The following is a 24,224-nucleotide window of genomic DNA, read 5'->3' on the forward strand; positions in this document are numbered from 1 at the left end:
CAGCCTATTGTTTCTTTCCAAAAAAACCGTCACTCAACTTGAAAAAAGTAAATGACGGTCAATTATTTTTGAACTTCGCTTAACCCGAACTCAGGTTAAATTTAGCCATTGGTTTATATAACCCGAAAACAGTAAATAATGATGGACTAATACCAAAAATTAAGAATGCCCCATGTTGCTTGGCAGTCCTTGGGTTGTCAAGTTTAGGTTTAACGGCATAAACAGAAGAAACATCTTTCGGATCGAGATTTATCTTCACGAATGTTATGTAGTAATTTCCAAAATATGTTTGACTGCATACTTCAATTGAGTCCTGAAGTTCTTTGCGGAAGTGACTTTGCAACTTTTCAACAAAAAAATATCTAAAAATGTTAACTTCTGAATTTGTTACAAGAGGAAACCTTACTTTAAATAAATTTAGAAAAGAATTAAAGACATGCTGAAATGGGTGCCCGTCATTTTCTTCGTAGCCCTCAATTATCTTCTCTTCATTGTCATTTAAAAAATTTAAAACTTTTGGGTGAATTTCATCAAAATGCTCATGTAGTTCCACAGGGAGTTTTTATTTAAACCAATAAAGCAATGTAAGTCATCATTTTACTGACAGTAAGCAAGTTAGATAATTTTATAAACGCATAAGGCATCGTATAAACCATTAAACAATCCCCGATTTAGTCCCTGATTTTAGAAGTAGGGACTAGAAATTGATACTTCAAATTTCTTCGTAATAAGTATTTTCCCCCTTCCTTTATTACATATCTGGCTGCGTACGAGCAAAATAAAGTGCAATCGGTCTTTATTTAACGTGTTGCACCCTATTAAACATTGCTCATCAACAAGTATCTTAATAATTCAAAGTAATCCCTGCACCCCAGCTCATATCGCTGTCGTAGTGGGTTGAGATTCCGATATTTTTTGTGACGATATATTTAAGACCTGCCATATATTCTTTGTCGGTATTGACCATGAATGCCCCGCGCAAACGCGCAGTCAACGGAATGTCTTCACGTTTCAGCTGGAACCTTACAATTCCGTCTGTAAATATTTCTGCCTGCAGGTCCACCAACATCGGGAGTTTATACATGATACCAGCGCTGAAAGTTTTTCTTTCATCTTTAGTAGATGCCTGTCCAAAAAGGTTTTTTTCAATATTATTCCTGTCAATCTTTCTATAACGATAGTTAAATCCGATAAATGGTTTCAGCCACTGCATACGGTCCACATACCTGCCGAGTTGGGTTTCCACCTCGTAGCCGTGATGGGGATTGTAACCTAAACGCCATTCTGTTCCCAATTCCCAGCGGGCATTTGAGATCCTCGCCATCCCGTCGTTACCATTAGTAGCAAAATCGTTTTCGGCCATAAGGTGCCACATGTTACTTTCGCGCTGGAGCTTTTTGTAAGCTGAAGCTTTATCGGGCAGCAAAGGATTCTGATAATCACCAACAGCAAAAACACGGTTCATCCCCGCCATCATGTGATAGAGGATGTGACAGTGGAAAAACCAGTCCCCGTCAGTTTTTGCTTCAAATTCGATGACATTAGTTTCCATCGGCATAATATCCAACACATTTTTGAGGGGTGCCTGAACGCCATTTTTGTTGAGTACCCGAAAATCAAAACCGTGCAGGTGCATCGGGTGACGCATCATTGAGTTATTGAAAAGGGTAATGCGGAGAATTTCCCCTTTCTTCACCAATATTTTGTCCGATTCTGCCAGGACTCTATCGTCCATGCTCCAAACGTAGCGGTTCATGTTTCCCGTAAGGGTAAACTTGAGCTCGCGCACGGGACTGTCTTTCGGAAGCGAAGTGTCATAAGGCGACTTCATCATTTCGTAATTCAAGGTGGTAATCCCGGAAGCAGGCATCTGGTGCTTTGAGTGATCCATTTCCGCATCACTGTTGTCCATTGTATTCATCGGCATTGCTGCATTGTTTTCAGCATTAATCTCAGGGTACATCACCTGATTCATATCCATCGTCTGATAACTCATCTTCATGCCCATATCTTTCATGTCACCGTTCATCTTCATCATGTCATTCATCATCCTCATTCCTTCAAAATATTTGAGTTTGGGTAATGGATCATGGGATTTCGTAGCTCCTTCTCCAATATAAACAGATGCTGATTTCGTTCGGTCTTCGGGGGTAACGAGGAGTTCATAGGAGGTGTTTTCTTCCGGAATTTCAACTACAATATCCACAGTTTCAGAAACAGCAAGGATTAGACGGTCTACCTCCACGGGTTCAATATCCAGTCCGTCACTGGCCACTACTTTAATTTTTCCGCCCGCATAATTAAGCCAGAAATAAGAGGAAGCCCCGCCGTTGGCTATTTGCAGCCGTACTTTGTCACCGGCTTTGTATCCTGCGAGCTGGCTTTCTATTTTACCGTTAATCAGAAAGGCGTCATAATACACGTCACTCACGTCCATGGCCAGCATCCGCTTCCACTCGTTGGTGAGTTTTGTTTTAAAGTGGCCTTCTTTAATGGCTTCGGCATAACTTTGAGTACTGCCTTTTTTAATAGCAAACCAGTCATTGGCGTTGTGAAGCATCCGCTGAACATTATTGGGGTTCAGGTTTGTCCACTCGCTAAGGATAAGATGCTCTGTGGGCAGATCATCTATCCCTTTCCGGAAGGTAGGATCTTCGGGACGTTTTTTCAGAATCATCATCCCATACATTCCAATCTGCTCCTGCAGGCCAGTATGTGAGTGATACCAGTGGGTTCCGTTTTGGATGATCGGAAACGAATACGTGTAGGTTGAATGTGGTGGAATGGGTTTCTGGGTAAGCCAGGGAACCCCATCTTCTTTATTTGGAAGATGAAGACCGTGCCAGTGCAGAGAAGTTTCTTCGTCCATTAAATTATGGACAATCACTTCCGCCGTATCGCCCTCATAAAACTCCAGTTTTGGCATCGGAATCTGCCCGTTTACCGCTATGGCTCTTTTCTCCTTACCAGCAAAATTCACGAGTGTATCTTTTACATAAAGATGATACGTCACTTTGCGCCCTCCTTTCAGGTTTTTTTCAGGCATCGGCATCACCATTTTGTGTTCACCATCCATTTGGGTACTTCCGTGTGCAGAATGATCTTCTTTTTTTTCTTGAAGGACCAGATTCATTCCGCATTTCGGACACTGTCCGGGTTTGTCTGATACGACCTCGGGGTGCATCGGACATGTGTAACTTTTTTGCGCAGCTTCATGCTGATTATGATTTGAAGTTTGATGTTGTGGGGTCTTAACGGCGGCTGGATCTTTCGGTGTTGGTTTAGCCTTTGGCAGGACCGTTTTTTTAACTTCCGTTACCGTCTTTGTTTTTGCAGCGGTAATTTCAGGTTTCTTAGCCGTAGTTTTTTTAACTGCTGTAACTTTTTTAGGAGCAGCTGCGGATTTGGCCGCCGTTTTTTTCTCAGTAACGGTTTTCTTCACCAGTGTCATGCCGCAAATGGGCAGTTACCGGGTGCTGATTTCACGACCTGTGGATGCATCGGGCAGGTGTACACGGTTTTGGTGCTCTGTGAATAACTGTTTATGGACATTGCCATAAATAGGAAGAGCGAAAATATATATTTCATCCTGTGATTATTTAATTTTTAACAAACTTGCATTAAGTGCGACCACGATGGTACTGACACTCATCAGCACTGCGCCCATGGCGGGACTCAGGACATATGTGGGATACAGAACACCTGCAGCAAGTGGAATAGCCACGACGTTATAGCCCACTGCCCACACCAGATTCTGGATCATTTTACTGTAGGTCTTTTTTCCAAAGTCTATCATTTTTACAACATCCCGAGGATCGCTGTTCACCAGAATAATATCTGCGGTTTCGGCAGCAACATCAGTTCCGCTGCCAACTGCAATGCCTACATCTGCTGCTGCCAAAGCCGGTGCATCATTTACGCCGTCACCTGTCATGGCAACGATTTCTCCTTTATCCTGAAATTCTTTTACTTTTTCCTGTTTGTGGTGCGGAAGTACATTTGCCAAATATCCGTCCATTCCTAACTGCTTTGACACCGCCGCCGCTACCTTTTCGTTATCACCTGTAAGCAGGAATGATTTAATGTTCATGCTTCGAAGTTGGTCAATAGCTTCTTTTGCGCCTTCGCGAATGGTATCTGCTAAAGAAACAATACCCACGGGCACGTCATCAATCAAAATAAAGTTCACTGTTTCTGCATCCTGGTTGATTTCTTCCGGAATGGCAGGTACCTGTTTATTGTTTTGAACAAAATAATTAGGACCGGCCGCGACTACCGATTTACCACTAACCATTCCTGTAACTCCAATTCCCTGCATGTAGCGGAAATTGTCTGACTTCCATAGCTCCAGTTTTCTCTCAGAAAGGGTCTGCATGATTCCTTTTGCAATATGATGTTCGGAGTTCTGCTGCACTGCTGCTGCATACTGGAGTAAATCGTTTTCCGAATAGTGTTCCGTTAGAGGAATGATTTTCTGCACAGTGTGGGAACCTTTCGTAAGGGTGCCGGTTTTATCGAAAATAATGGTCGATAATTTTCTGGTGGTTTCAAAAGCCGTGCGGTTTCTGATGAGTAAACCATTTGTCGCTGAAAGTGTAGTGGAAATGGCCACCACCAGAGGGATTGCCACTCCTAAAGCATGAGGGCAGGACGTTACCATTACCGTTACCATCCGTTCCAGAGCAAAAGCCAAATCTCCCATGGTGATGTACCAGTAAGCGAAAGTTCCTACTCCCACCACAATTGCTACTATAGTAAGCCATTTGGCTACTTTATCCGCCAGATTCTGAGTGTTCGACTTTGCTGCCTGCGCATCCTGAACCAAATTAATGACCTTATTGAGGTACGAATCCTTTCCAACCCCTGTTGCTTTTATCTTTAAAGCCCCGTCTCCATTGATAGACCCTGCGATAACCTTTCCACCGGACTCTTTTCTTACAGGAACACTTTCTCCGGTCAGCATGCTTTCATTTAAATTGGAACTGCCCTCGACAATCAGACCGTCAGCGGCGACTTTTTCGCCCGGTCTTATGATTACAGTATCTCCGTTTTTCAGCTGTTCCAGTTTTATTTTAACCGGACTTCCGTTCTGCTCGACGGTTACGTCATTTGGTAGTAAGGCAACTAGAGATTGCAACGCTTTTGAAGCAGCCATCTGCGAACGCATCTCGAGCCAGTGCCCAAGAAGCATGATCACAATTAAGGTGGCAAGTTCCCAGAAGAAATCCATGCCCGGCAGCCCGAATACGACTGCAACGGAATAGACATAAGCTACAGTAATTGCCAAAGCAACGAGCGTCATCATCCCAATAGCTCCGGCTTTCACTTCGCCCAAAAACCCTTTGAAAAAAGGCATTCCACCGTAGAAATAAATAATACTTCCCAAAACCAGAAGTACATATTTATCACCGTTAAAAGCAATTGTGAAACCAAGCCACTGCTGAATCATATGAGAAAGCAGAAGGACCGGAACGGTAAGTGCCAAAGAGATCCAGAATCTCTTCAGGAAATCCGGAGTATGATGACCTGCATGTTTGTCAAATCCCGCCGCTGAACTATCAGATTCTGAGTGATGATCATGATTCTGATGATGATGGCTGTGTTCGTCTTTTTCAGGTCGGGCGGTTCCTCCCAAGGGAATTAAGTTCATTCCGCAAAGTGGACATTTCCCCGGTTCGTCCTTCAATATCTGGGGATGCATGGGACAGGTGTATTTTTTCATAATTCATTTTTTTTGCGTTAAATTCTGCTATTTGAGATTACTTCCGGGTTTGAAGTTCCTTAATTTTCGCCCTCATGACGGCAATTTCCTCCTCCTGTGCTTTGATAATTTCCTCGCCCAACTTTCTCACTTCCGGATCGACCAGATTACTTTCTTCGACCATAAGAATAGCCCCTGCATGGTGTGGAATCATGGACTTTAGAAACTGGACATCTCCCACGGCTGTCTGCTGCCGGATCCCGGACCAAAACAGCACCATCATCAGCACTCCGAGGCCCATAAGAATTTTATTGAGTTTTTTGTTGGGATACATCTTCCCCATTAACAGCAGTTCGATGATTAACATAGGAGAAGCCATCAGGCCTGCCATGTATAACTGGTTTATGTTTGGAATTACATTAGCCAGCTTGTCCACCATCGCATACATTAGTATAAACATTGAAATAAAGGAAATCAGAAGCATCCAAAATAACTTTTTGTATGCAGAGGCATGGCTTTTTTGCGCGTGCTGTACAGACTCCTTGCTCGATTCCATTTCATGTTTGGAATGATTGTCTGTTGCTGAATCAGTATCCTTAAGCATGTTGTGATCATGTTCTGAATTTTTCATAATAATAATTTCTTATATGTTAACAATTTGGATGAATATTTTTTGTTCATAAATTATCTAAAATGAATTTCACTCTTTCTTCGGGAGGCAAAACCGGAACAAAAACGATAGGGAAACCGAGATTGGTATAGCTTTCTATTATCAACTGATGAATTAGTTTTTGATCGTCTTCATTTTCGGTTCTCGCATAGTCTTTGGTAAAAGGCAATCGGTCTAGAATAAATATTTTTTTGTAGGAAACCCCGTTGACGGCATTAAGTAACTTTTCATCATAATCCAAGTTTAAAAATTGATAATAAGCCATTGCGTCCGGGATAGCCCTGTCCAAAAAAACCATATCCTCCTTATTGAGCGATCCTTCTTGGGCAATCTGCATATCTAACACGCCCAATTGAAATTTCTTTTTATTGCTTCTGATTTCTTCAACAGAATTTCCTTCATTATGCATGGTATCAATGTAATGCCTGGCGTGTTCAATTGTCGTAAGGTAACCTTGCTTCTGAAGCAAATCAATGGTCGTTGTTTTTCCGGTACTGGGTCCGCCGGTAATCACATACCAGTTGGTCTCATTTGAATGCTTGATTTTACTGTCTGTTATATGATTCATCTCTCCAAATTATAATTCTTCAATATCATAAAGTTGCGGTATTTGCGAATCCCAGCCGTAGGTTTCTTTTATGCCCAGCTGTAGCGCTTCTGCGCCTTCCTTTTCCCCATGTACGATGAAAATTCTTTCAGGAATATTTGTTATTTCATTCATCCAACCAATGAGTTCATTGTGGTCTGCATGTGAAGATAGTCCTTCAATTTCCGCTATTTCCATATTGAAAGGAACCCATTTTCCATACACTTTTAGTTTTTTCTCACCATCCAATAGTTTTCTTCCACGGGTTCCTTCGGCCTGATAGCCGACAAAAAGCAGGGTATTATCAGGGTTTTGCGCCTGGGTTTCAAGATAGTTGAGCATTCTGCCACCGGTGAGCATCCCGCTGCCGGCGATAACAATTTTTGGTTTGTTGTCGGACCGCAACTCCATGGTTTCCTGATAGCTGCTGACCACCGTGAAATGATCGCACATTTCATCACATTCGTCGGTTGTTAACCGGTGCCAATCTCTGGTACGGTAAAACAGATCGAGTATGCTGGCTCCCATCGGACTGTCCATGATTATCGGTACTTTGGGTATTTGGTTTTCCTTTAGCAACTTCCATAAAATAAGCATCATCAATTGGGCGCGTTCAACCGAAAAACTTGGGATAAACAGGCTGCCACCTCTGTTGATAGTATCATTGACTAATTTTTCAATCTGCGGAATTGCCTCTACTTCATCAGGATGAAACCTTCCTCCGTAGGTCGATTCGATAAAAAGAACATCTGCCTTTTCTGGTTTCAGGGGTGGATATAGCAGTAGATCATTGGTACGTCCAATATCTCCGGAAAAAACAAAACGTATGCCATGTACATCCAACTCAATGAAAGCTGCACCCAAAATATGCCCATTGTACTGAAACCGTGCATTGATACCATCAAACAAAGGAATCCACTGTGATGGCGGAACCTCCTTAAAATGGGGCAATGTTTTTTCTACATCCTTCAGGCCGTACAGCGGTTCTGCGAGACTGTGTTTGGAGTAGCCTTCCTTATTGGCTCGCGCTGCTTCCTGTTCCTGTATTTTGGCACTGTCGTTCAGAACGATTGTGGCAATATCCAAAGTTGGATTTGTTCCGTAAACTGGTCCGTTAAAACCATATTTTACCAATCGGGGAAGGTATCCTGTGTGGTCGAAATGGCCATGTGTCAATAATACGGCATCAATATCTGAAACGTCCACAGGCGGATACTCCCAGTTTTTAAGTCGTAATTCCTTTAATCCTTGAAAAAGTCCGCAGTCGATTAGGAGTTGATGTGCTCCTGTATCGATTAAATATTTGGAACCCGTTACTGTACCCGCAGCGCCCAAAAAATGAATGGTAATTTTTGTATTTTTCATTGGGCAGATTGATTTAGTGCTGAGTGCATAATTCTTTTGCGTCTTCGATAATGTTTTTATGGCGTGGTTTTGCAAGTCCGATTTGGTTTAAGACCCCCGGGTTTTCGTAAATTTCTCTGCAAAGAACTACACCAAGGTCTAACAATTTTGTTTTCTCGTTTTTTGTCAGGGTCGTTAATGCGGTTAATGGATGCAAACCGGATTTGTCTATTCTCTCTTTTAAACCGTTCCCAAAAGGATAGTCCCAGCTTGCCATTAGTAAACCTGCACATTTCCCATATTGTGTGGCATCAGAAGTGAATCTTGTATTGGTGTACACACCTCCTTTAGATATTTTTCCTTCGTTACTTTTTTGTTTTTTCCACTGTTTTTCTACATCCAGAAATCTGGAATTGACATACAGAGGAATTTTTACATTGCAAAATCTCCCTTGGTCGCTGTGAAATTTACATTCAATAAAACAGTGCTGGTCGTCTTTGTCAGCGATGACATCTATTTCATGCGACACGCAATTTCCCTGAACAATGACCCCAACCTGGGTGGAAAAACCTTCATGAGCCATCAGTTTGCCCACTAATTTTTCAAAAGGAAAACCGGAGGGACCCAATTCAAAGAGTGCGTTTTTGAGTTTGTATTTTGAAGCACTTACGCGGGAATATTTTTTTAACAAATCAAAAGCAATTTTATAGATCTTTGTGGTGGTCATGCCTTCGTAAATCGTGGACTGAACCTCACCAACGATTTGCTGAATGACGTTTTCCCCAGCAGACGCGCGCCTAAGTGAATTAATGAGTTTTTCGACATCAAATGCGACAATATCTCCGGACTTTTTTACGATGCTAATGGGAATCTTCATTTTCTGATAGTTTGTTGAAACTTATTTTAGGCAACTGTTATCTTATTATCGAGATATACACTCTGTACCCTTTGTAGCAAGTTCACACCGTCTTTAAACGGGCGCTGAAATGCCTTCCGACCCATAATCAGTCCAGTGCCGCCCGCTCTTTTGTTGATGACCGCTGTTGTAATGGCCTCAAGCAGATCTGACTCACCTTTTGAATCGCCACCGGAGTTAATTAATCCGATTTTGCCCATGTAACAGTTCGCTACCTGCAGCCTGCAGAGGTCAATCGGGTGGGGAGTTGTTAGTGCCTCATACATCGCGTCATCGTATTTACCGAACTTAATGTTTTTGAATCCAAAATTATTTGTCGGCAATTTTTGTTTAATAATATCAGCTTGAATTGTTACTCCGATATGATTGGCTTGTCCTGTTAAATCCGCAGCGGAGTGATAATCCTGATCTGCTGTTTTAAATGCCTCATTTCGAAGATAGCACCATAATATAGTCGCCATACCGAGCTGATGGGCGTGCTCAAACGCCTCGGCAATTTCTTTGATCTGTCTGTCGCTTTCTTCGGAACCAAAATAGATGGTTGCTCCTATGGCAACTGCCCCCATATCCCAGGCGTTTTTTACTTTTCCAAATAGCGTTTGGTCATATTTATTTGGAAAACTTAGTAATTCATTGTGATTAATTTTTATGATAAAAGGGATTTTATGTGCATATTTTCGGGCATATAGAGCTAGCCCCCCAAAAGTAGAGGCCACACCGTTACAACCAGCTTCGAGTGCAAGTTTTAAAATGTTTTCAGGGTCGAAATAGTCGGGGTTTTTATAAAACGAGTATACAGCACTATGCTCAATACCCTGATCAACAGGAAGAATGCTCAGATAACCCGTGCCGCCAAGATTACCCTGACCGTAAAGTTGAGCGAGACTCCGCAGAACCTGCGGGTTTCTGTTGCTATCGCCAAAGACCTTTTCCAGACTGTATTTGCCTGGAGTCAGCAGTTCATCTTTTGTAATTTTTTGGCAAACGTGATCCAAATAGAAGGCTGCCTTCTTGCCTAATAAGTCTGCAATGTTATCGTTCATTTTCATTTTTTTTTAAACTTTAATTTAATCCCTAAATTTCTATTTGTTTTAGAAATAGGCATTTGCGGAAGTGCGCGTCTTACAAATATTTGCAGGGTACAAAACCATTTTCCTTAACATTTCGTTTTATTAATTTGATAATTTACTTTTTGCTTACTCCTAATAAAAACTCTGTTTAACTCCAAGGCTTTCGTTGGTCTTAAGTATCGACTTTTCAGCGTCTGGTTCAATTCCGGTTAGGGCACGGATAGCGTCAATGGTTTCGGGGATTACGATAGCCTGATTATCGACTAGGTAAGCATAGAACACTTCATCTCCAACCACTTTCAGCATGTCTTGCCACAAGGCTACTTCATACATATCTCCATAAGGGCGGCCTATTGCAAGCATTAATTCCTTAACTGTATTATTAGCGGCTAACTCATCGCTGTATTTAATCATTGCAATTCTGGTAGATTTATTGAACGCATCCAAAACTTCTTCCTTATCGGCCTTTCTGGTCAACTGTACATTCCAGTAATGTAGATGGCTTAACGTTTCCGGTACTTTAACTGCTGATGTGATAACGTCAAAAGAGGGGTCAACGGATTGCGCATCCGGCCCCTGATGACTTGGTATTTCTTTTTCGGGAACCAGGGTATTCATAATCCCGGTCAAATGGCTTTCCCATGGGTCGGTTGCACGACGAAGTAAAGTGCCTCTTGCTTTTAAGAGCAAGCCTGCATTCTTCAGTGCGGTTAGTGTTCTTACAATGGAAGTAGTGTTACAGGAAACTACTCTTGTAGCATCAAGGTTAATTGCAGTTGCATAATTATTTTCGGCACTAAAGGAATGACCGGTTGCTTCATGCTTTTCACCTCCTTGTAATATAAACTTTTTACCAAGTTTTTTATAAAGCTCTATATTTTGAGCCGCAATTTTTTTGGGCGTACAATCCACAATAATATCTGAGGATGCAAGCAGATCGTTCAACGTGCCTGATGAATTTATTCCTGCTTCGTTCATCTTTGTTTTAAACATGTCATCGGAAGCAAACACGGGATATTTTTTCAATACTGCCATTTGAATGCGCCAGTCAGTTACCACATCACATACACCTGACAGTTCCATGTCTTCCTGCATCTGTACGGCATCGGCAACCCGTTTGCCAATGACACCATATCCGTTTACGGCTACTTTAATCTTTTCCATAATAAATTTATTTAGCTTAATTTATATAAATTGATATTACTAGAATGTTCTTTGATATCTATTTCCTTTAATATCCTGTTTACGGCATACCGCCAGTTTCAAACCAATAGCTTATTCCATTAGGGCCTTTGCCAACCGGGATTGTGTGGATTACTTTTTGACTTGCCACATCAATCACAGAAACTGTATTGTCTATAGTATTTGTTACATAAACTGATTTGCCGTCGTTGCTTGCTACAACACCGTGTGCCTTCTTACCAACTTTAATGGTACTTATCACTTTTGCGTTTGGTATGTCTATTACATAAACCTCGTTTGAAACCGGTCTTCCGAGTAACTCTCCCTGGTCAGCCACATACAGTAACTTACTATCAGGGGTAGCATACAACTGAATTGGACCTTGAGCAGTAGCAGGTAATGGTATTCTGTTTAGTTGACCATTTTTAAGGTCATACTGTATCACCTCTTTTGTGTCGTATAAAGAGATGAAAATAAATTTATCATCACGGGTAACTGCCACCTGTGGAGCTATTCCGCCAAGAGGAATATCAGTTACTTTGCCATCAGCTACAGTAATGACAGACATGCTTTTTCCGTCCATATTGGCTACATACAATTTGCCTTTAGCGTAGCGCAAACCATGTGGTGCATGTTTTGCACCTAAATCAAACTTCCGTACCACCTGATAGGTCGTTGCATCTACTTGTATGACCTCATTCGTTTCACCTGCGGTTACAAATGCATTCTTTGATTGATCGTCTAAAACTACATGGGCCACGTGTAGATCTTTACCTAACAGCACACGCTCTTTTATTGTACCGCTGTTTGGGTCAATAACTATTAAGTAATTTGTTTTACTGCTGTCCATACTTGCTGCCGCCACCCAAACAGATTTTCCATTGGGGGCCACCTGAACATTATGGGCCATAAACATAGTTCCGGCGCTATCACTTAAGTCAATGCTTGTAGTTTTTAAGCTATCCTGAAGATCAATAACTGAAACACTGCCTCCGGCTTCATTGGCTACATAAACTTTAGCCCTTGGCAATGAAGATGGTTTATCAGTATTACTACTATTGGTATTGCTATTATCGTTATTGCCGCAACTGCTGACCATAACAAATAGCATGGTCATTATGACAACCAATGTCGGGGTAAAAAATTTTTTCGTTTAATAGATTTTAATTTGGTCGTTAGGATGTAGATAAAAAGAGTGGCAATCATTAAAATCACCACCCGTTTTAAATTACGCTGCCATTTTCCGGCATTCTTCGGCGCATTTTCTGCAAGCTTCTGCACATTCACGGCAATGATCCATTCCATGTTGTGCATGTTTTTCACATTCTGCAGCACATGCTTCACAGATGTCGGCACAAATACGGCAAATGTCTTTTGCTTTGTCGCTGCCGAGGCTCATTAACTGTGCTGATGCATAGCAGATCGCTGCGCATTCCATGTCTAACTGAATGCATCTCGCCATCATTTTTACATCTTCTTCCTCAGTGCATGATGAAGCACAGTGATTACATATTGCAGCACATTTTAAACATGCTTCAATACAACTTTGGTACGTGTGATAACCTGTCATAATTGTTGGTTTTTATGTTAATAAATAGGTTGGTTTTTTCAATAAATATGCAATTTCTGCGCCAATACTGTCGCAATCATAAGTGCGTTCGATCAGGCAAGCTATTGCTGGCTACTTTGATTTTTTTAAAAAAAAATTTAGTTGCTTCTTTCACTTAGTTTTCAGCGGAGCATTTCTACCGTTATCGTTCACATCGTACTAACATTATACTTGCCCGCGCAGTTCATACTTTTCAACAGCAACAGGAGCCACCAGACTTTTTTAAATTCTCATCTACGGAAGCGCCGGCAATACTATAACCTACTTTCGCCAAGGCTTGCGTTAACTGCGCTGTATTAATCGATTTCTCTGCTTCAATAACTGCGCGTGGTGGATGCAGACTCGCTTTTACATTCTGTACGCCATCAATTTCTTTCAACGCTTTTTCGACATTTTTAACGCAGCCTTCGCAGGACATTCCTGTTATTTCAATTTGTTGTTTCATTTTGGTCGATTTTATTATTTTATACATTGTAAATTTCCCACTATCCGTTTAAAATACGTTCTGTGAGCCGTATTTTGACCAAACTCGTGTTGCAATAAAGTAGTTTTTGAAAGCGAGCTGGTTGTAATTACTACTGTAAAAGTACAAGTTTCTTAAACGGATGTTCTGCATAATTTTCGTTAGTTTCTGTATAATTTCGCTTTGAAAAAAAGGCCAAGTAACATCAAAACTATACCTGAAGTTTATCGAGAGTTGCGCAAACGTCTCTGTGATTGCCGTTTCTATTTCGCAACTATTTCCTATTTATAATTTCGTACGCCTAAGTTCTAAGGTTAACTAATTTCATCATAGGATCTTCGATTGGCTAGTTCAGCATTTTTATACTCTGTCATGCTCTCTCCGGTAATCTCTTTAAACTGTCTAGATAGGTGGTTGACGCTGCTGTAATCCAGGAGATGCCCTATTTCTGAAAAGGTGTACTGCCTGAGCTGAATAAGTTGTTTTACTTTCTCTATTTTTAAATTAATAAAATACTTTTCCACTGTTGTATTTTCAAGGTGCGAGAACAGCTTGCTCAATGATTTATATTCATGGTTGAACTCTGCGCTTAAAGTTTGAGATAGGTTTACTGTGGAATCAAGAGGGAGCTCTTCTATTTTACGAAGTAAAAAATGTTTGATTTTTTCGACGAGCACTTCCTCTGGACTATGGATTATTTCAAATTTATTGGTATGGAGAACGCTTTCAATTTTCGCCATGATTTCAGTATGATTACCAGCCATCTCGTCGATTACCAATACCCCGAGTTCAATTGATGAAACCTTAATTCCCAGTTGTTCAAGCTCTTGCCTAAGCACTTTGAGACATCGGCTGCAAACCATATTTTTAATATTTAATTTCATCACGTTGTTTTTAATTTTTGTTGATTCTACAGCATAGTCTTTTCCGATCCTTTTTTATTCTAAACGGCCATTTCTGATACTCTAAAAACCAAAGTCGAGCGTCATTTCTTATGTTCTGCGTTACTTACTATATTCGTTGTCACGAAAAAAATCTAACAGTTCTTTTTTTTCATCCGCTGATAATCTGGCGTTTCCGTGCATCATGCGGTATGATTTTAAAGGCATTTCGTCTTTCTCAATCTGGCTGATGATGCTTTTTATTTTTGCTTTTTTACGTCTTTTTGAATAGTTATTGAACTCATCAAAATTGAGTTCTTCTTTGCCTTTTTTAATATGCCGGGCCATGAACCACGCGCCCGGCTGTAATACCGAATACCAGGGATAACGGGTATTATTTGAATGACAGTCATAGCAGGAAACTTTAAGGATTGCAGCCACGTTGGCGGGCACCTTTTCGGTTTTTTCAAAACTTTGACCTGGCGGAACGGTGGAGACATTACGCTCCACCGGTATGAACTGAATGGCTAAAACAACCGCCACTACTATCACCGACAGCCAACCTATGATATTCAATTTTCTCATATTACATGGTGCTCATATCGTGACCCGCCATGGGATCTGCCCCTTTCTTAAATATATATTCGCTGTTCAGCAGGTAGGCCCCGGAGACCACTACTTCGTCTCCCGCCTTAATTCCTGATGTGATTTCTATTCTGTCTTCATATTCGAGACCCGTTTCCACCATTCTGTTGACGAAGGTGTTCTTCGCGGTTTTCACCCACACCGTGGAAGATTTGCCATCCCTGATTACCGCATCCACAGGCATTGAAAGACCATCACGGGATTTGTTTTCCACCAGAACATATACCGGCATGCCGGGTTTCAGCAGATTTCCTTTGTTAGGCACGGAAATGCGCACCAGATTTATCCTGCTGGAGGCGCTTATTTCAGGGTTTGTAAAATCAACCTTCCCATTAATCTTCAAATTATCCAGATCGGGAATATATACGGTGACCTTGCTGTCTTTCTGAAGGAGAGCCATTTGAGAGGAATAGACCTGCGCCTCTGCCCAAAGCGATGAAAGATCTGCCAGATTCACGATGGTGCCACCTTCGGCAAGATAATCGCCTTCGGCAATGCTCAGATCGGTGATGTAACCGGCCGCATTGCTGAACACGGTAGTAGTAGGTGTGGCTTTTCCTGATCTTTCCAGCTGTTTGATCTGGCCTTCGGACATTCCCCATAAATAAAGCTTGTTGCGGGAACTTTGGAGCAACTGATCAAAATCAATGGAAGTATTACCGACGAACAGCTTGCGTCTTTCTAATGCCAGCAAATATTCCTGCTTTGCATTATTGAGTTCTTCACTGTAAATATCGACCAACGGCGCCCCCTTCGGAACAAAATCGCCAATGTTTTTATAATACAACCGTTCAACTCTACCCATTACTCTTGAACTTACTGCCTGCATTTGGTACTGATTAAAATTGAGTGTTCCGGTCAGCGTAAGTTTATCAGCCATAGACCCATCTGATAGCGCGACTGTTTTGATATTCCCAAGTTTAACCTGCTCGTCATTCAAGATAATTTCGTTAGGATCAGCATTCTTTTTCTTCTCGACAGGCACCAAATCCATATGACAAATGGGGCATTTTCCGGGTTTATCGGAGACTACCTGCGGGTGCATGGAACAGGTGTAGTAGATATCGTGGCCGGCATGCGGATCTTCCTCCTTTTTACAGGAGTAAAGAAAAACCAGCAAGGCCAGCATTAAAATATTGAATTTCATCTTATCAATTTTTATCTGTTAATTTTTATGAAACTTTCGCTGTCCATCAGGTACTGTGCATTTTCGGCAACTCCATCTTCAGGAAGCAAACCACTCACGATCTGAATTTTATCGCCTACCACCGCGCCGGTAACAACTTTATGGGCAATAAAACCGCCTTCTACTTTTTTGAACGCGATTTTATCAATCCCTAAAGAAACCACCGCTGATTTCGGCAGCCAGTCTGCCATTCTGTTGTGGCTCATAATCTCCGCTTTCACCTGACTTCCGACAGGAATTTTTGCGGTGGAATTATCAAAATAGACGCGCGCCGTTACGGTTTTGCTGCCCTGCCTGAAGAACGGTTCAATAAAACCGATGGTTCCTTTGAAGCGGCTCTCCGGATTGGCTTCTGGGATGATCATGACTGACTGTCCTTTGCTGACCAGTGCGATGTCTTCAGAGAAAATATTGATCAGAGCCCAGGTTCTGTTGGGATTGTAGACACTGAAAATATTCTGTCCTTTTTGAAGATACATTCCCTCTTTTAGGGGTAGTTCAGCGGTGGCTGCCGTATTTGAAACCATTGCGGGTGCAGATTGTGGTGATGACCCCATGCTTCCTGCCGATCCTGCCTGCTGAATGTGTCCGCTGTAATTGCTGAAAACCGGAACTGTGAGATCAGGTTTCCCTCGCTGGATGACTTTCTGAATCTGTGAAGCCGGCATTCCCAAAAGAAGGAGTTTCTGGCGTGAAGCATCGATCATTGTTTTGTTTGAGCGGTCATTTTTAATAACGAAGAGCAGGTTTTGCTGCGCGGTTAACAGTTCCGGGCTGTATATATCTAAAATGCGCTGGCCTTTGGACACTTTCTGGTATTTATACCGCACATAGAGTTTTTCGATACGGCCCGCAACGCGTGAGGAAATACTGCCAATCTGTCGAGTATCGTATTCTACCGTCCCTAAAGCATCAACCGTGGTGGGTATGTTTTCTCTTTTTACTTTTATTACGGGCTGTTCCGACACTACAAATTCATTGGTTGGTTTCAGCAGATCGTCGAGTTTAATCCCCTCTTCCTTTTTTTCAGGGGCATCTTTCAGGACCAAATCCATCCCACATTTGGGACATTTGCCGGGTTTGTCTGAAATCACTTCCGGGTGCATCGGACAGGTATAAGTATGCATTGCAGCTTCTGCCGAGTGCTTATCTTCCCAGAACTTAACTTTGTCACACGCCGTCAAACCAAATAAAAGCATAGTGAATATTATAATTTTTCTCATCTTCTTTCAATTAAGCGGTCAATTTCAGTTTGCGTCTGCAGTGCTTTGGTCAGGATCTCGAAATATTCCAATTGGGTCATATTCAGCTGTTCCCAGGCATCGTACAACATGAAGAGTTCTTCCGTATTCTGCTCGTAGCCTAACTGCATGGATTTGTAGTTGTTTTTTAAGGCCGGAATAATGGTGTCTTCATAGAGTTTGAGCTGATTTTTATTCAGGTCCAGTTCGTTGCGCATTCCGTAGGCCATTCCACTGTATTCGTTCACCATCATTTCTTTCTGTGCCTGCAAGGCCTCTTCTTTCAGTTTGAGACTTTCAATATTGGCTTTATTCATGCCTGAAGCCCAGGAAACAAACGGCAGCTTTGCCATCAGCATGAGTGAAAACTGCATGGGCTGGCCGCCAAAACCAAACATGTTTTCGAACTTTACGCCAAATTCCGGCTTTAGATTCTGCTTTTCCAGATCCTGTTTGAGTTTGGCAATATTGATTTCCCGGTCGATGCCGCGGAGATCACTTCTGTTCTGATAAAATAGATCCTGACCAAAAGTCTCGAGAGAATAATCATTCAGGTTGTATTCCGGTTCAATCTCCAGTGGCGCGAGCGGGTCTCTTCCCATGAGGGCATTCAACCGGATCCGGTTGACGCGGAGGTCATTCTCGTACATGAGCTGCATGTTTTTGGAGCTTCCGAGGGCGGCTTTGGCTTTGTAATATGCAGATATTTTGGAAAGCCCGTTTTTGTACCGGATCTCGGCGTTTCTGATCATGAAATCAAGCATCTTTTCGTTTTCCTTTACGACCTGCAGCTTTTTATCCAGGACGATTGAACTGTAATACAGTTTTTTCGCATCCTGAAAGTTTTCATTGAGGGCGGCAAAAAGTTTTTCCTTTTCCACAGAGGACATTGCCTTCATCAGATTCTCGTTGGCATCGAGTTTCTTTCTGTTGGGCAACATCTGTTCTACCGAAACTGCTACTGAGCCCATACCGAGCATATCGCCGTCGCGCTGCCAGAGTTTTGGATTATAGGGCGTCATGAAGAAACCGGCTCCAACGGTTGGGGGCATCCAGCTTCTTGCGCCTTTGGCCGCAGCGTCCATTGACCGGACTTCCGCATTATACATTTTAACCACCGGATGGTTGGCTGCGATACTGTCCATTACAGCGGGCAGGGACATTTGCTGAGCAAAAGTGGCGGTAAAAAGCAAGGTAAGTACTCCTGTTATTATGAATTTTATCATTTTGTAATAATTAAGGATTAATGGGAAGCGTCGAGGACGTCAATTTTTCCCAGTTTATTCAGTTCCCATTCTTTCTGCATGTAAAAGATAATGGGGGTTACCAACAGGATGTGAATTGCGGAAGTAAAAACGCCACCCACCATCGGTAATACGATTGGTTTCATCATATCACTTCCCACGCCGTGGCTCCAAAGGATTGGTACAAGTCCGAAGAGGGTGACACACACGGTCATAATTTTAGGTCTTAATCTTTTGGCTGCTCCATTAATGACGTACTCCCGAAGTTCTTCATTGGTAATGGTCTCCCGTGAGTTGCCATTTTTGGCAATAAGCTGAATCATGGCATCGTTCAGGTAAATGACCATCACAATTCCGGTTTCTACCGCAAGTCCGAACAGGGCAATAAAGCCGACTGCTACTGCTACAGAGAGATTGACGCCCCAAAGCGAAATCATGAATACACCGCCGATTAAGGCAAAAGGAATACTGATGAGATTAAAGAAAGCTTCGCGGTAAGAATTGAACGCAAAATACATCGAAAGGAAAATCACTATTAGTACGAGGGGCATAATCATTTTTAAAGTCTGCTCACCGCGAATCAGGTTTTCGTACTGTCCGCTCCATTCCACGAAATAACCTTTAGGCATTTTGTTCACCATGTTATTGAGTTTTGCCTGGGCTTCTTCTACGGTACTGCCTAAATCCCGGTCGCGTACGTTGAACAGAACGGTTCCGCGCAACATTGCGTTTTCAGAATTGATCATTGGTGGTCCTTCTGTAAGACGAATGTCAGCCACTGCACTTAGCGGAATGGAACCAAATTCCATCGTCTGCATGGGCAGCCTTCTCAGAGATTCCAAATTATTTCTGAAATCCTGGCCGTATCTGGCATTTACCGAAAAGCGCTGTCGGCCTTCCACGGTGGTGGTGAGTTTCATTCCGCCGAGGGCACTTTCCACGACGGCATTTACATCATCCACACTTAGGCCGTATCTTCCTATTTCTTCGCGTTTCACTTCAATATCCACATATTTTCCGCCGGTAATGGGTTCTACGTACATGTCTTTTATTCCTTCAATACCGGTGAGTTCCTTTTTTATTTTTTCGGAAAGGACCGCGATACTGTCCAGGTTCTGTCCGTACACTTTTACGCCCACATCCGTTCTAATCCCTGTTGAAAGCATATTGATCCGGTTGGAAATCGGCATGGTCCAGCCATTGGTTACGCCTGGAATCTGCAGTTTGGCATTCAGCTCATTGATGAGATCATCTTTTGTTTTGCCCTCGCGCCATTCGCTTTGCGGTTTCAACAAAATAATGGTTTCAATCATGGAGATGGGTGAATTATCTGTCGCCGTGTTGGCTCTTCCGGCTTTTCCGAGGACATGATCCACTTCCGGAATTCCCTTAATGATTTTATCCTGTACCTGCAGTAATCTTTTGGCTTCAGAGTTTGAAATATCGGGAAGGGTAACCGGCATAAAGAGCAGGGATCCTTCATCCAAAGGCGGCATAAACTCACGTCCAAGGTTCATTATCATTGGAATACTGATGAGCAGTGCCAAAATATTAATTCCCAGCGTGGTTTTTTTCCATTTCATGCACCATCTTATCAGCGGTTCGTAAATCCGTTCCAAGCCTCTGTTTATTGGGTTTTTATTATCGTCCTTAAATTTTCCCTTCATGAAAAAGGAGATGAGCACCGGGGCAAGGGTAAGCACCAGGATTGCATCAACAATCAGGATGAATGTTTTAGTGTACGCCAGCGGATGAAAAAGTTTACCTTCCTGACCGGTCAACATAAATACCGGGAGAAAAGAAACCACGATGATTACCGTAGAAAAAAATACGCCTCTGGATACCTGTAAGGATGATTTTTCGATAATCTTCAACCGAATGTCTTCGGGAATTTTAACGTAACTGTCTTTCTCTTTGTCTTTTTTTCTGAATATATTTTTAAACCAGTTGGTCTTCATTGTTATGGGTTTTTATTTTGTTGATGGTTCTGCCAATCGGAGAGATTTTTATAGGCATTTTCAGACATGATAATTCCGTTATCTACAATCACCCCAATTGCCAGCGCAATTCCTGTAAGGGACATGATATTGGAGGAAAGTCCAAACGCATTGAGCAGAATAAAACTGATGGCAATGGTGACCGGAATCTGAATGATGATGCTCAATGCACTTCGCCAGTGGAATAGGAACAGAATAACAATGATTGCCACCACGATAATTTCTTCAATCAGCTTGGTTTTAATATTGTCTATTGCCCCTTCAATCAGCGTACTGCGGTCGTACGATGTCTTGAAGGTGACGCCTTCAGGGAGTCCTTTTTCAACGTCCTTCATTTTCTCTTTCACATCGTTGATGACCTTATCCGCATTTTCGCCATACCGTGCCACTACGATACCGCCCACGACTTCGCCTTCACCGTCTGCATCAAAAATACCCAGACGCAAATCGCCACCCATCTGTACAGAACCAATGTCTTTCACCCGCACAGGAATTCCGTTGTAATTTCCCAAAGCAATTTCCTCGATATCGGCTACGTTCTTGATATAACCCAGGCCGCGAATGATATAGGCCATATCGGCCATCTCAAATTTACGTCCGCCCACATCATTATTGTTGGCTTTCACTTTGTTCATCACATCCATGAGGGATACGTTATAGTACTGGAGTTTTACAGGATCTACAATGAGTTGGTACTGTTTTTCGAAGCCGCCAAAGGAGGCTACTTCCGCCACACCGGGAACCGTCTGAAGCGCAAACTTTACATACCAGTCCTGAAGGGCACGCTGGTCTCCCAAATCCATTTTGGGTGCATCGAAATGATACCAGAAGACGTGACCTACACCGGTGCCATCCGGTCCGAGAGTAGGGGTAACATCCTGCGGGAGTAAGCGCTGCGCATAATTAAGCCGTTCCATTACCCTGGTTCTGGCCCAATATATGTCCACATTATCTTCGAAAATGACATACACGAAACTCATCCCAAACATGGAAGAGGCGCGGATGTTCTTAATTTTCGGAATTCCCTGAAGGTTGCTGACCAGCGGGAAAGTCACCTGATCTTCAATAATCTGGGGACTTCTGCCCATCCACTCCGTAAAAACGATGACCTGGTTCTCACTCAGATCCGGAATTGCATCGATGGGATTGTCCCTTACCGCAAAAATACCCCAGATAAAAAGGCCGATTGCTATCAGCAAAACGAAATACCTGTTGCGGAGGGACAGTTTGATTAAATTTTGAATCATGATTCTGTACGGTTTTACTTAATTTCTTCCTGAACCTCGCCACATGAAAGCATTTCTTTGCCTAAATAAGGATTCTTCACCTCACGTGAATCGCTAAGCCAGAAGGCCCCTTTGTTATCATTATACATCGGGCAGAATACTTTGTACACCGGTTTTGGAGTTCCGAAATCTTTCAGCAGGTCGTAAAAATCTGCGCTCATTAAATCCAGATGTTCGCGCTGATGATCAATCTTTCCGGCGTTATCTGCAATGTGCTCGGCGTTTTCACTGATGCTTGATTCGAGATCAGCAAATTCTTTTTTCTGTTCAGCAGAAAAACCGTTTTTGTCTATTTTGGGAAAAGAAGCGAGGATCCCTTTGGCCGCACTCACCGCTTCTTTATCATCATCACCGGACAACGCGAATGTAAGGTGGGTGTAATGAGAATAGAGCTCCGTAAGGTCAGCGGTAGTTTTTTTGGCGGTGGTCACGGTTACCTTAGCATCCATTGCCATATTGTCCATCGCTGAACTGTCCGACATTGTACTCATATCATGCTGCATGGTTGTACCAGTGGTGTTTTTCTGTTCTTTGTTTTCCTTACAAGAAGTGAATGCAAAAGTGCCGATTGCCAAAAGGCTGAATAGTATTGTTTTCATTATTTTATCAGGTTAAAGGTTATTGATTATTTTTTAAAAAAGGCTTCGTAGTTTGCTTTATTTTCGAAGTACACGACATTATCATTTTTATCAGAGATCGCAATAATTGCGGTTGCTTTATCGATGAGTTGATGAGATATGGGATCGTATGCCATGCGGGCATTTTCTTCCTGCGGGATTCTGAGTTTGCAGTTTTCACAGCAACCATAATAGGTTTTGCCGTCATGTTTTACTTCGAGCTGTTTTTTGCCCATATAGGCATTGTTTACCATACATACCTCATCGTTGGGAACAATGTCACCGGTGGTGAACTTTGCGACCGCAATTTGTGTACTTTCAGCTTTTGAATTGTTGCAGGAAACGAGGAACACCGCTATAAAAGCGAGTATTCCCAAAAGAATATTCTTCATTAAATTTTATATTATAGGTTAATAGTGAGCCTCCTTGTTTGAGAAAGTGCTTTTGAACATCCGGTTCCTCAAATTATCCTTTACTAAAAAAGGAAAGTCTATTTTGAAAGAGCTTAAAGGAGCGTTTGAAGTTCAAATGTATTTACAGCGCCGCTAAAAAAGAACGGGCTAAAGTGTCATAAACACTTCACGACCAGACACAATTCGGGCTGTAAAAGAAGATCTTAACCTATTTTGGGCGGTTCCCAAATGGTATGGAATCCACCGGAGTAATGAGGATTCTGATAAAAGAAATTAGCATTTTTGTCTTCGTAACCGGACGCTTCGTTTTTAGAATCCTCTAAAAATTTGCTGTCCGCTAGAACGGTGTACTGAGCAGAGCTGCAAAGGTTTCCGCTGCAATTTCCTGAGCATCCATCGGTTTGACAATTGTGTGATTTTGGGTGACAGCATTCTTCTTTGCAATCGTCGCTGTCGCAAGACGGCTGTATCTGTGCGAATGACTGTTTTATGAAAGTTTGGGAACTGGTCGCGGTTTTAATAACCTGCTTCTCCTTTTTACTGCAAGCCTGAGAAATCCCTGGCGCCAGAAATAACGCCAGTGTAAGGGAAAGGAATAGTATTTTAAAATTTCCGACCATTGTAAGTAAACAGCACAAAGATAGGGAATTATTTTAGAAGCTAAACTACTTCCTTAAAAAAGTTAGGGTTTACAACATATTAAACTTTGCCATAGCATTTATTTTTGTTTGATCTGCAATATCAATATAGGGCTTCATCGCAGCATAATCACTGTGACCTGTCCACTTCATCACGACCTGCGGTGGAATTCCTAAAGCCAAAGCGTTGCAGATAAAAGTTCGTCTCCCGGCGTGAGAACTCATTAGTGCGTATTTTGGGGAAACTTCATCGAATTTCTGATTACCTTTATAGTAGGTTTCGCGAATAGGTTCATCAATTTCCGCCATTTCCATATCGCGTTCAGAAAGTAATTTTTTATTCATTATACCCCAAAGCTCAAATTTACGAAATTTATTTTTCCTAAATTATTCACAATGTTACTCTTAGCAAACTGTAATAAATACGTCAATAAATGAATCCGTCTCACAACTTGAGGCGGATTTTTTTTGGTTATAATTGTTATTTTTTGTATATTTATATCTGATAATCAGATATTTGTCTATGAATTTCAAG

Annotated in this window: 23 protein-coding genes and 1 pseudogene; all 24 read right to left on the reverse strand. The window is 42.1% G+C overall.

The window, feature by feature from the left end; all coding sequences use genetic code 11:
- Window positions 1-79: 79 nt before the first annotated feature.
- The gene (locus DRF58_RS15080; protein WP_116036631.1) at window positions 80-553 is read right to left on the reverse strand and encodes a hypothetical protein; all 474 of its coding nucleotides are present in this window, start codon (window positions 551-553) and stop codon (window positions 80-82) included.
- A 291-nt stretch (window positions 554-844) separates the two neighbouring features.
- Window positions 845-3,442, reverse strand: coding sequence for a multicopper oxidase domain-containing protein (locus DRF58_RS15085; RefSeq protein WP_394338499.1), 2,598 nt, complete (start codon window positions 3,440-3,442; stop codon window positions 845-847).
- A 5-nt stretch (window positions 3,443-3,447) separates the two neighbouring features.
- Window positions 3,448-3,588 (reverse strand): heavy metal-binding domain-containing protein, encoded by a 141-nt coding sequence (locus tag DRF58_RS19060; protein ID WP_317124873.1) that lies wholly within the window; start codon window positions 3,586-3,588, stop codon window positions 3,448-3,450.
- A gap of 7 nt (window positions 3,589-3,595) precedes the next feature.
- The gene (locus DRF58_RS15090) at window positions 3,596-5,722 is read right to left on the reverse strand and encodes a heavy metal translocating P-type ATPase (protein WP_116036632.1); all 2,127 of its coding nucleotides are present in this window, start codon (window positions 5,720-5,722) and stop codon (window positions 3,596-3,598) included.
- A 37-nt stretch (window positions 5,723-5,759) separates the two neighbouring features.
- Entirely contained in the window at window positions 5,760-6,332 is a 573-nt protein-coding gene (locus DRF58_RS15095) for a DUF305 domain-containing protein (RefSeq protein ID WP_245955501.1), read from the reverse strand.
- A gap of 46 nt (window positions 6,333-6,378) precedes the next feature.
- Window positions 6,379-6,939, reverse strand: a complete 561-nt coding sequence (locus DRF58_RS15100) for an AAA family ATPase (RefSeq protein ID WP_116036634.1) — start codon at window positions 6,937-6,939, stop codon at window positions 6,379-6,381.
- Window positions 6,940-6,948: 9 nt separating this feature from the next.
- Entirely contained in the window at window positions 6,949-8,322 is a 1,374-nt protein-coding gene (locus DRF58_RS15105; protein ID WP_116036635.1) for an MBL fold metallo-hydrolase RNA specificity domain-containing protein, read from the reverse strand.
- Window positions 8,323-8,335: 13 nt separating this feature from the next.
- Window positions 8,336-9,178 (reverse strand): ATP cone domain-containing protein, encoded by an 843-nt coding sequence (locus DRF58_RS15110; protein WP_031502521.1) that lies wholly within the window; start codon window positions 9,176-9,178, stop codon window positions 8,336-8,338.
- A gap of 26 nt (window positions 9,179-9,204) precedes the next feature.
- Entirely contained in the window at window positions 9,205-10,266 is a 1,062-nt protein-coding gene (locus tag DRF58_RS15115) for a class I fructose-bisphosphate aldolase (RefSeq protein ID WP_116036637.1), read from the reverse strand.
- Window positions 10,267-10,419: 153 nt separating this feature from the next.
- A complete protein-coding gene (locus DRF58_RS15120) occupies window positions 10,420-11,451 on the reverse strand; it encodes a type II glyceraldehyde-3-phosphate dehydrogenase (RefSeq protein ID WP_116036638.1) in 1,032 nt (343 codons plus the stop codon).
- Window positions 11,452-11,530: 79 nt separating this feature from the next.
- Entirely contained in the window at window positions 11,531-12,586 is a 1,056-nt protein-coding gene (locus DRF58_RS15125; RefSeq protein ID WP_116036640.1) for a Vgb family protein, read from the reverse strand.
- Window positions 12,587-12,697: 111 nt separating this feature from the next.
- Window positions 12,698-13,039 (reverse strand): four-helix bundle copper-binding protein, encoded by a 342-nt coding sequence (locus DRF58_RS15130; protein ID WP_059344218.1) that lies wholly within the window; start codon window positions 13,037-13,039, stop codon window positions 12,698-12,700.
- 232 nt (window positions 13,040-13,271) lie between these two features.
- A complete protein-coding gene (locus tag DRF58_RS15135) occupies window positions 13,272-13,496 on the reverse strand; it encodes a heavy-metal-associated domain-containing protein (RefSeq protein ID WP_051872593.1) in 225 nt (74 codons plus the stop codon).
- 359 nt (window positions 13,497-13,855) lie between these two features.
- Entirely contained in the window at window positions 13,856-14,425 is a 570-nt protein-coding gene (locus DRF58_RS15140; RefSeq protein ID WP_245955503.1) for a helix-turn-helix domain-containing protein, read from the reverse strand.
- Between the two features lie 120 nt (window positions 14,426-14,545).
- The gene (locus tag DRF58_RS15145) at window positions 14,546-15,007 is read right to left on the reverse strand and encodes a heme-binding domain-containing protein (RefSeq protein ID WP_116036643.1); all 462 of its coding nucleotides are present in this window, start codon (window positions 15,005-15,007) and stop codon (window positions 14,546-14,548) included.
- Window position 15,008: 1 nt separating this feature from the next.
- Complete coding sequence (locus DRF58_RS15150; protein WP_116036644.1) at window positions 15,009-16,214, reverse strand: efflux RND transporter periplasmic adaptor subunit; 1,206 nt, start codon at window positions 16,212-16,214, stop codon at window positions 15,009-15,011.
- Window positions 16,215-16,225: 11 nt separating this feature from the next.
- The gene (locus DRF58_RS15155; RefSeq protein ID WP_245955505.1) at window positions 16,226-17,452 is read right to left on the reverse strand and encodes an efflux RND transporter periplasmic adaptor subunit; all 1,227 of its coding nucleotides are present in this window, start codon (window positions 17,450-17,452) and stop codon (window positions 16,226-16,228) included.
- A gap of 20 nt (window positions 17,453-17,472) precedes the next feature.
- Window positions 17,473-18,720: a TolC family protein gene (locus tag DRF58_RS15160; protein ID WP_116036646.1), complete on the reverse strand. Its 1,248-nt coding sequence runs from the start codon at window positions 18,718-18,720 to the stop codon at window positions 17,473-17,475.
- A gap of 17 nt (window positions 18,721-18,737) precedes the next feature.
- Entirely contained in the window at window positions 18,738-20,696 is a 1,959-nt protein-coding gene (locus DRF58_RS15165) for an efflux RND transporter permease subunit (RefSeq protein WP_116036647.1), read from the reverse strand.
- 2 nt (window positions 20,697-20,698) lie between these two features.
- On the reverse strand, window positions 20,699-21,982 hold the full coding sequence (locus tag DRF58_RS15170; RefSeq protein WP_031504500.1) for an efflux RND transporter permease subunit: 1,284 nt from the start codon (window positions 21,980-21,982) through the stop codon (window positions 20,699-20,701).
- A gap of 14 nt (window positions 21,983-21,996) precedes the next feature.
- Window positions 21,997-22,620, reverse strand: a complete 624-nt coding sequence (locus DRF58_RS15175) for a DUF3347 domain-containing protein (RefSeq protein WP_059344224.1) — start codon at window positions 22,618-22,620, stop codon at window positions 21,997-21,999.
- A gap of 26 nt (window positions 22,621-22,646) precedes the next feature.
- Window positions 22,647-23,030, reverse strand: a complete 384-nt coding sequence (locus DRF58_RS15180; RefSeq protein ID WP_059344225.1) for a hypothetical protein — start codon at window positions 23,028-23,030, stop codon at window positions 22,647-22,649.
- Window positions 23,031-23,254: 224 nt separating this feature from the next.
- On the reverse strand, window positions 23,255-23,671 hold the full coding sequence (locus DRF58_RS15185; protein WP_059344226.1) for a hypothetical protein: 417 nt from the start codon (window positions 23,669-23,671) through the stop codon (window positions 23,255-23,257).
- Between the two features lie 69 nt (window positions 23,672-23,740).
- A pseudogene (locus DRF58_RS15190) lies at window positions 23,741-24,001 on the reverse strand (hypothetical protein); the annotation flags it as partial.
- Window positions 24,002-24,224: the final 223 nt, after the last annotated feature.

Origin of the sequence: Epilithonimonas hispanica, assembly GCF_003385395.1 — a bacterium.
In the GTDB taxonomy this organism is placed as follows: Bacteria; Bacteroidota; Bacteroidia; order Flavobacteriales; family Weeksellaceae; genus Epilithonimonas; species Epilithonimonas hispanica.

Excerpts from the sequence above, each read along its gene's own strand:
- DRF58_RS15090 (WP_116036632.1), bottom strand. The coding sequence starts at position 5,722 with ATGAAAAAATACACCTGTCCCATGCATCCCCAGATATTGAAGGACGAA.
- DRF58_RS15155 (WP_245955505.1), bottom strand. The coding sequence starts at position 17,452 with ATGCTTTTATTTGGTTTGACGGCGTGTGACAAAGTTAAGTTCTGGGAA.
- DRF58_RS15175 (WP_059344224.1), bottom strand. The coding sequence starts at position 22,620 with ATGAAAACAATACTATTCAGCCTTTTGGCAATCGGCACTTTTGCATTC.
- DRF58_RS15170 (WP_031504500.1), bottom strand. The coding sequence starts at position 21,982 with ATGATTCAAAATTTAATCAAACTGTCCCTCCGCAACAGGTATTTCGTT.
- DRF58_RS15100 (WP_116036634.1), bottom strand. The coding sequence starts at position 6,939 with ATGAATCATATAACAGACAGTAAAATCAAGCATTCAAATGAGACCAAC.
- DRF58_RS15165 (WP_116036647.1), bottom strand. The coding sequence starts at position 20,696 with ATGAAGACCAACTGGTTTAAAAATATATTCAGAAAAAAAGACAAAGAG.
- DRF58_RS15130 (WP_059344218.1), bottom strand. The coding sequence starts at position 13,039 with ATGACAGGTTATCACACGTACCAAAGTTGTATTGAAGCATGTTTAAAA.
- DRF58_RS15145 (WP_116036643.1), bottom strand. The coding sequence starts at position 15,007 with ATGAGAAAATTGAATATCATAGGTTGGCTGTCGGTGATAGTAGTGGCG.
- DRF58_RS15110 (WP_031502521.1), bottom strand. The coding sequence starts at position 9,178 with ATGAAGATTCCCATTAGCATCGTAAAAAAGTCCGGAGATATTGTCGCA.
- DRF58_RS15115 (WP_116036637.1), bottom strand. The coding sequence starts at position 10,266 with ATGAAAATGAACGATAACATTGCAGACTTATTAGGCAAGAAGGCAGCC.
- DRF58_RS15180 (WP_059344225.1), bottom strand. The coding sequence starts at position 23,030 with ATGAAGAATATTCTTTTGGGAATACTCGCTTTTATAGCGGTGTTCCTC.
- DRF58_RS15095 (WP_245955501.1), bottom strand. The coding sequence starts at position 6,332 with ATGAAAAATTCAGAACATGATCACAACATGCTTAAGGATACTGATTCA.
- DRF58_RS15185 (WP_059344226.1), bottom strand. The coding sequence starts at position 23,671 with ATGGTCGGAAATTTTAAAATACTATTCCTTTCCCTTACACTGGCGTTA.
- DRF58_RS15160 (WP_116036646.1), bottom strand. The coding sequence starts at position 18,720 with ATGATAAAATTCATAATAACAGGAGTACTTACCTTGCTTTTTACCGCC.
- DRF58_RS15135 (WP_051872593.1), bottom strand. The coding sequence starts at position 13,496 with ATGTCCTGCGAAGGCTGCGTTAAAAATGTCGAAAAAGCGTTGAAAGAA.
- DRF58_RS15125 (WP_116036640.1), bottom strand. The coding sequence starts at position 12,586 with ATGACCATGCTATTTGTTATGGTCAGCAGTTGCGGCAATAACGATAAT.
- DRF58_RS15150 (WP_116036644.1), bottom strand. The coding sequence starts at position 16,214 with ATGAAATTCAATATTTTAATGCTGGCCTTGCTGGTTTTTCTTTACTCC.
- DRF58_RS19060 (WP_317124873.1), bottom strand. The coding sequence starts at position 3,588 with ATGAAATATATATTTTCGCTCTTCCTATTTATGGCAATGTCCATAAAC.
- DRF58_RS15140 (WP_245955503.1), bottom strand. The coding sequence starts at position 14,425 with ATGAAATTAAATATTAAAAATATGGTTTGCAGCCGATGTCTCAAAGTG.
- DRF58_RS15120 (WP_116036638.1), bottom strand. The coding sequence starts at position 11,451 with ATGGAAAAGATTAAAGTAGCCGTAAACGGATATGGTGTCATTGGCAAA.
- DRF58_RS15105 (WP_116036635.1), bottom strand. The coding sequence starts at position 8,322 with ATGAAAAATACAAAAATTACCATTCATTTTTTGGGCGCTGCGGGTACA.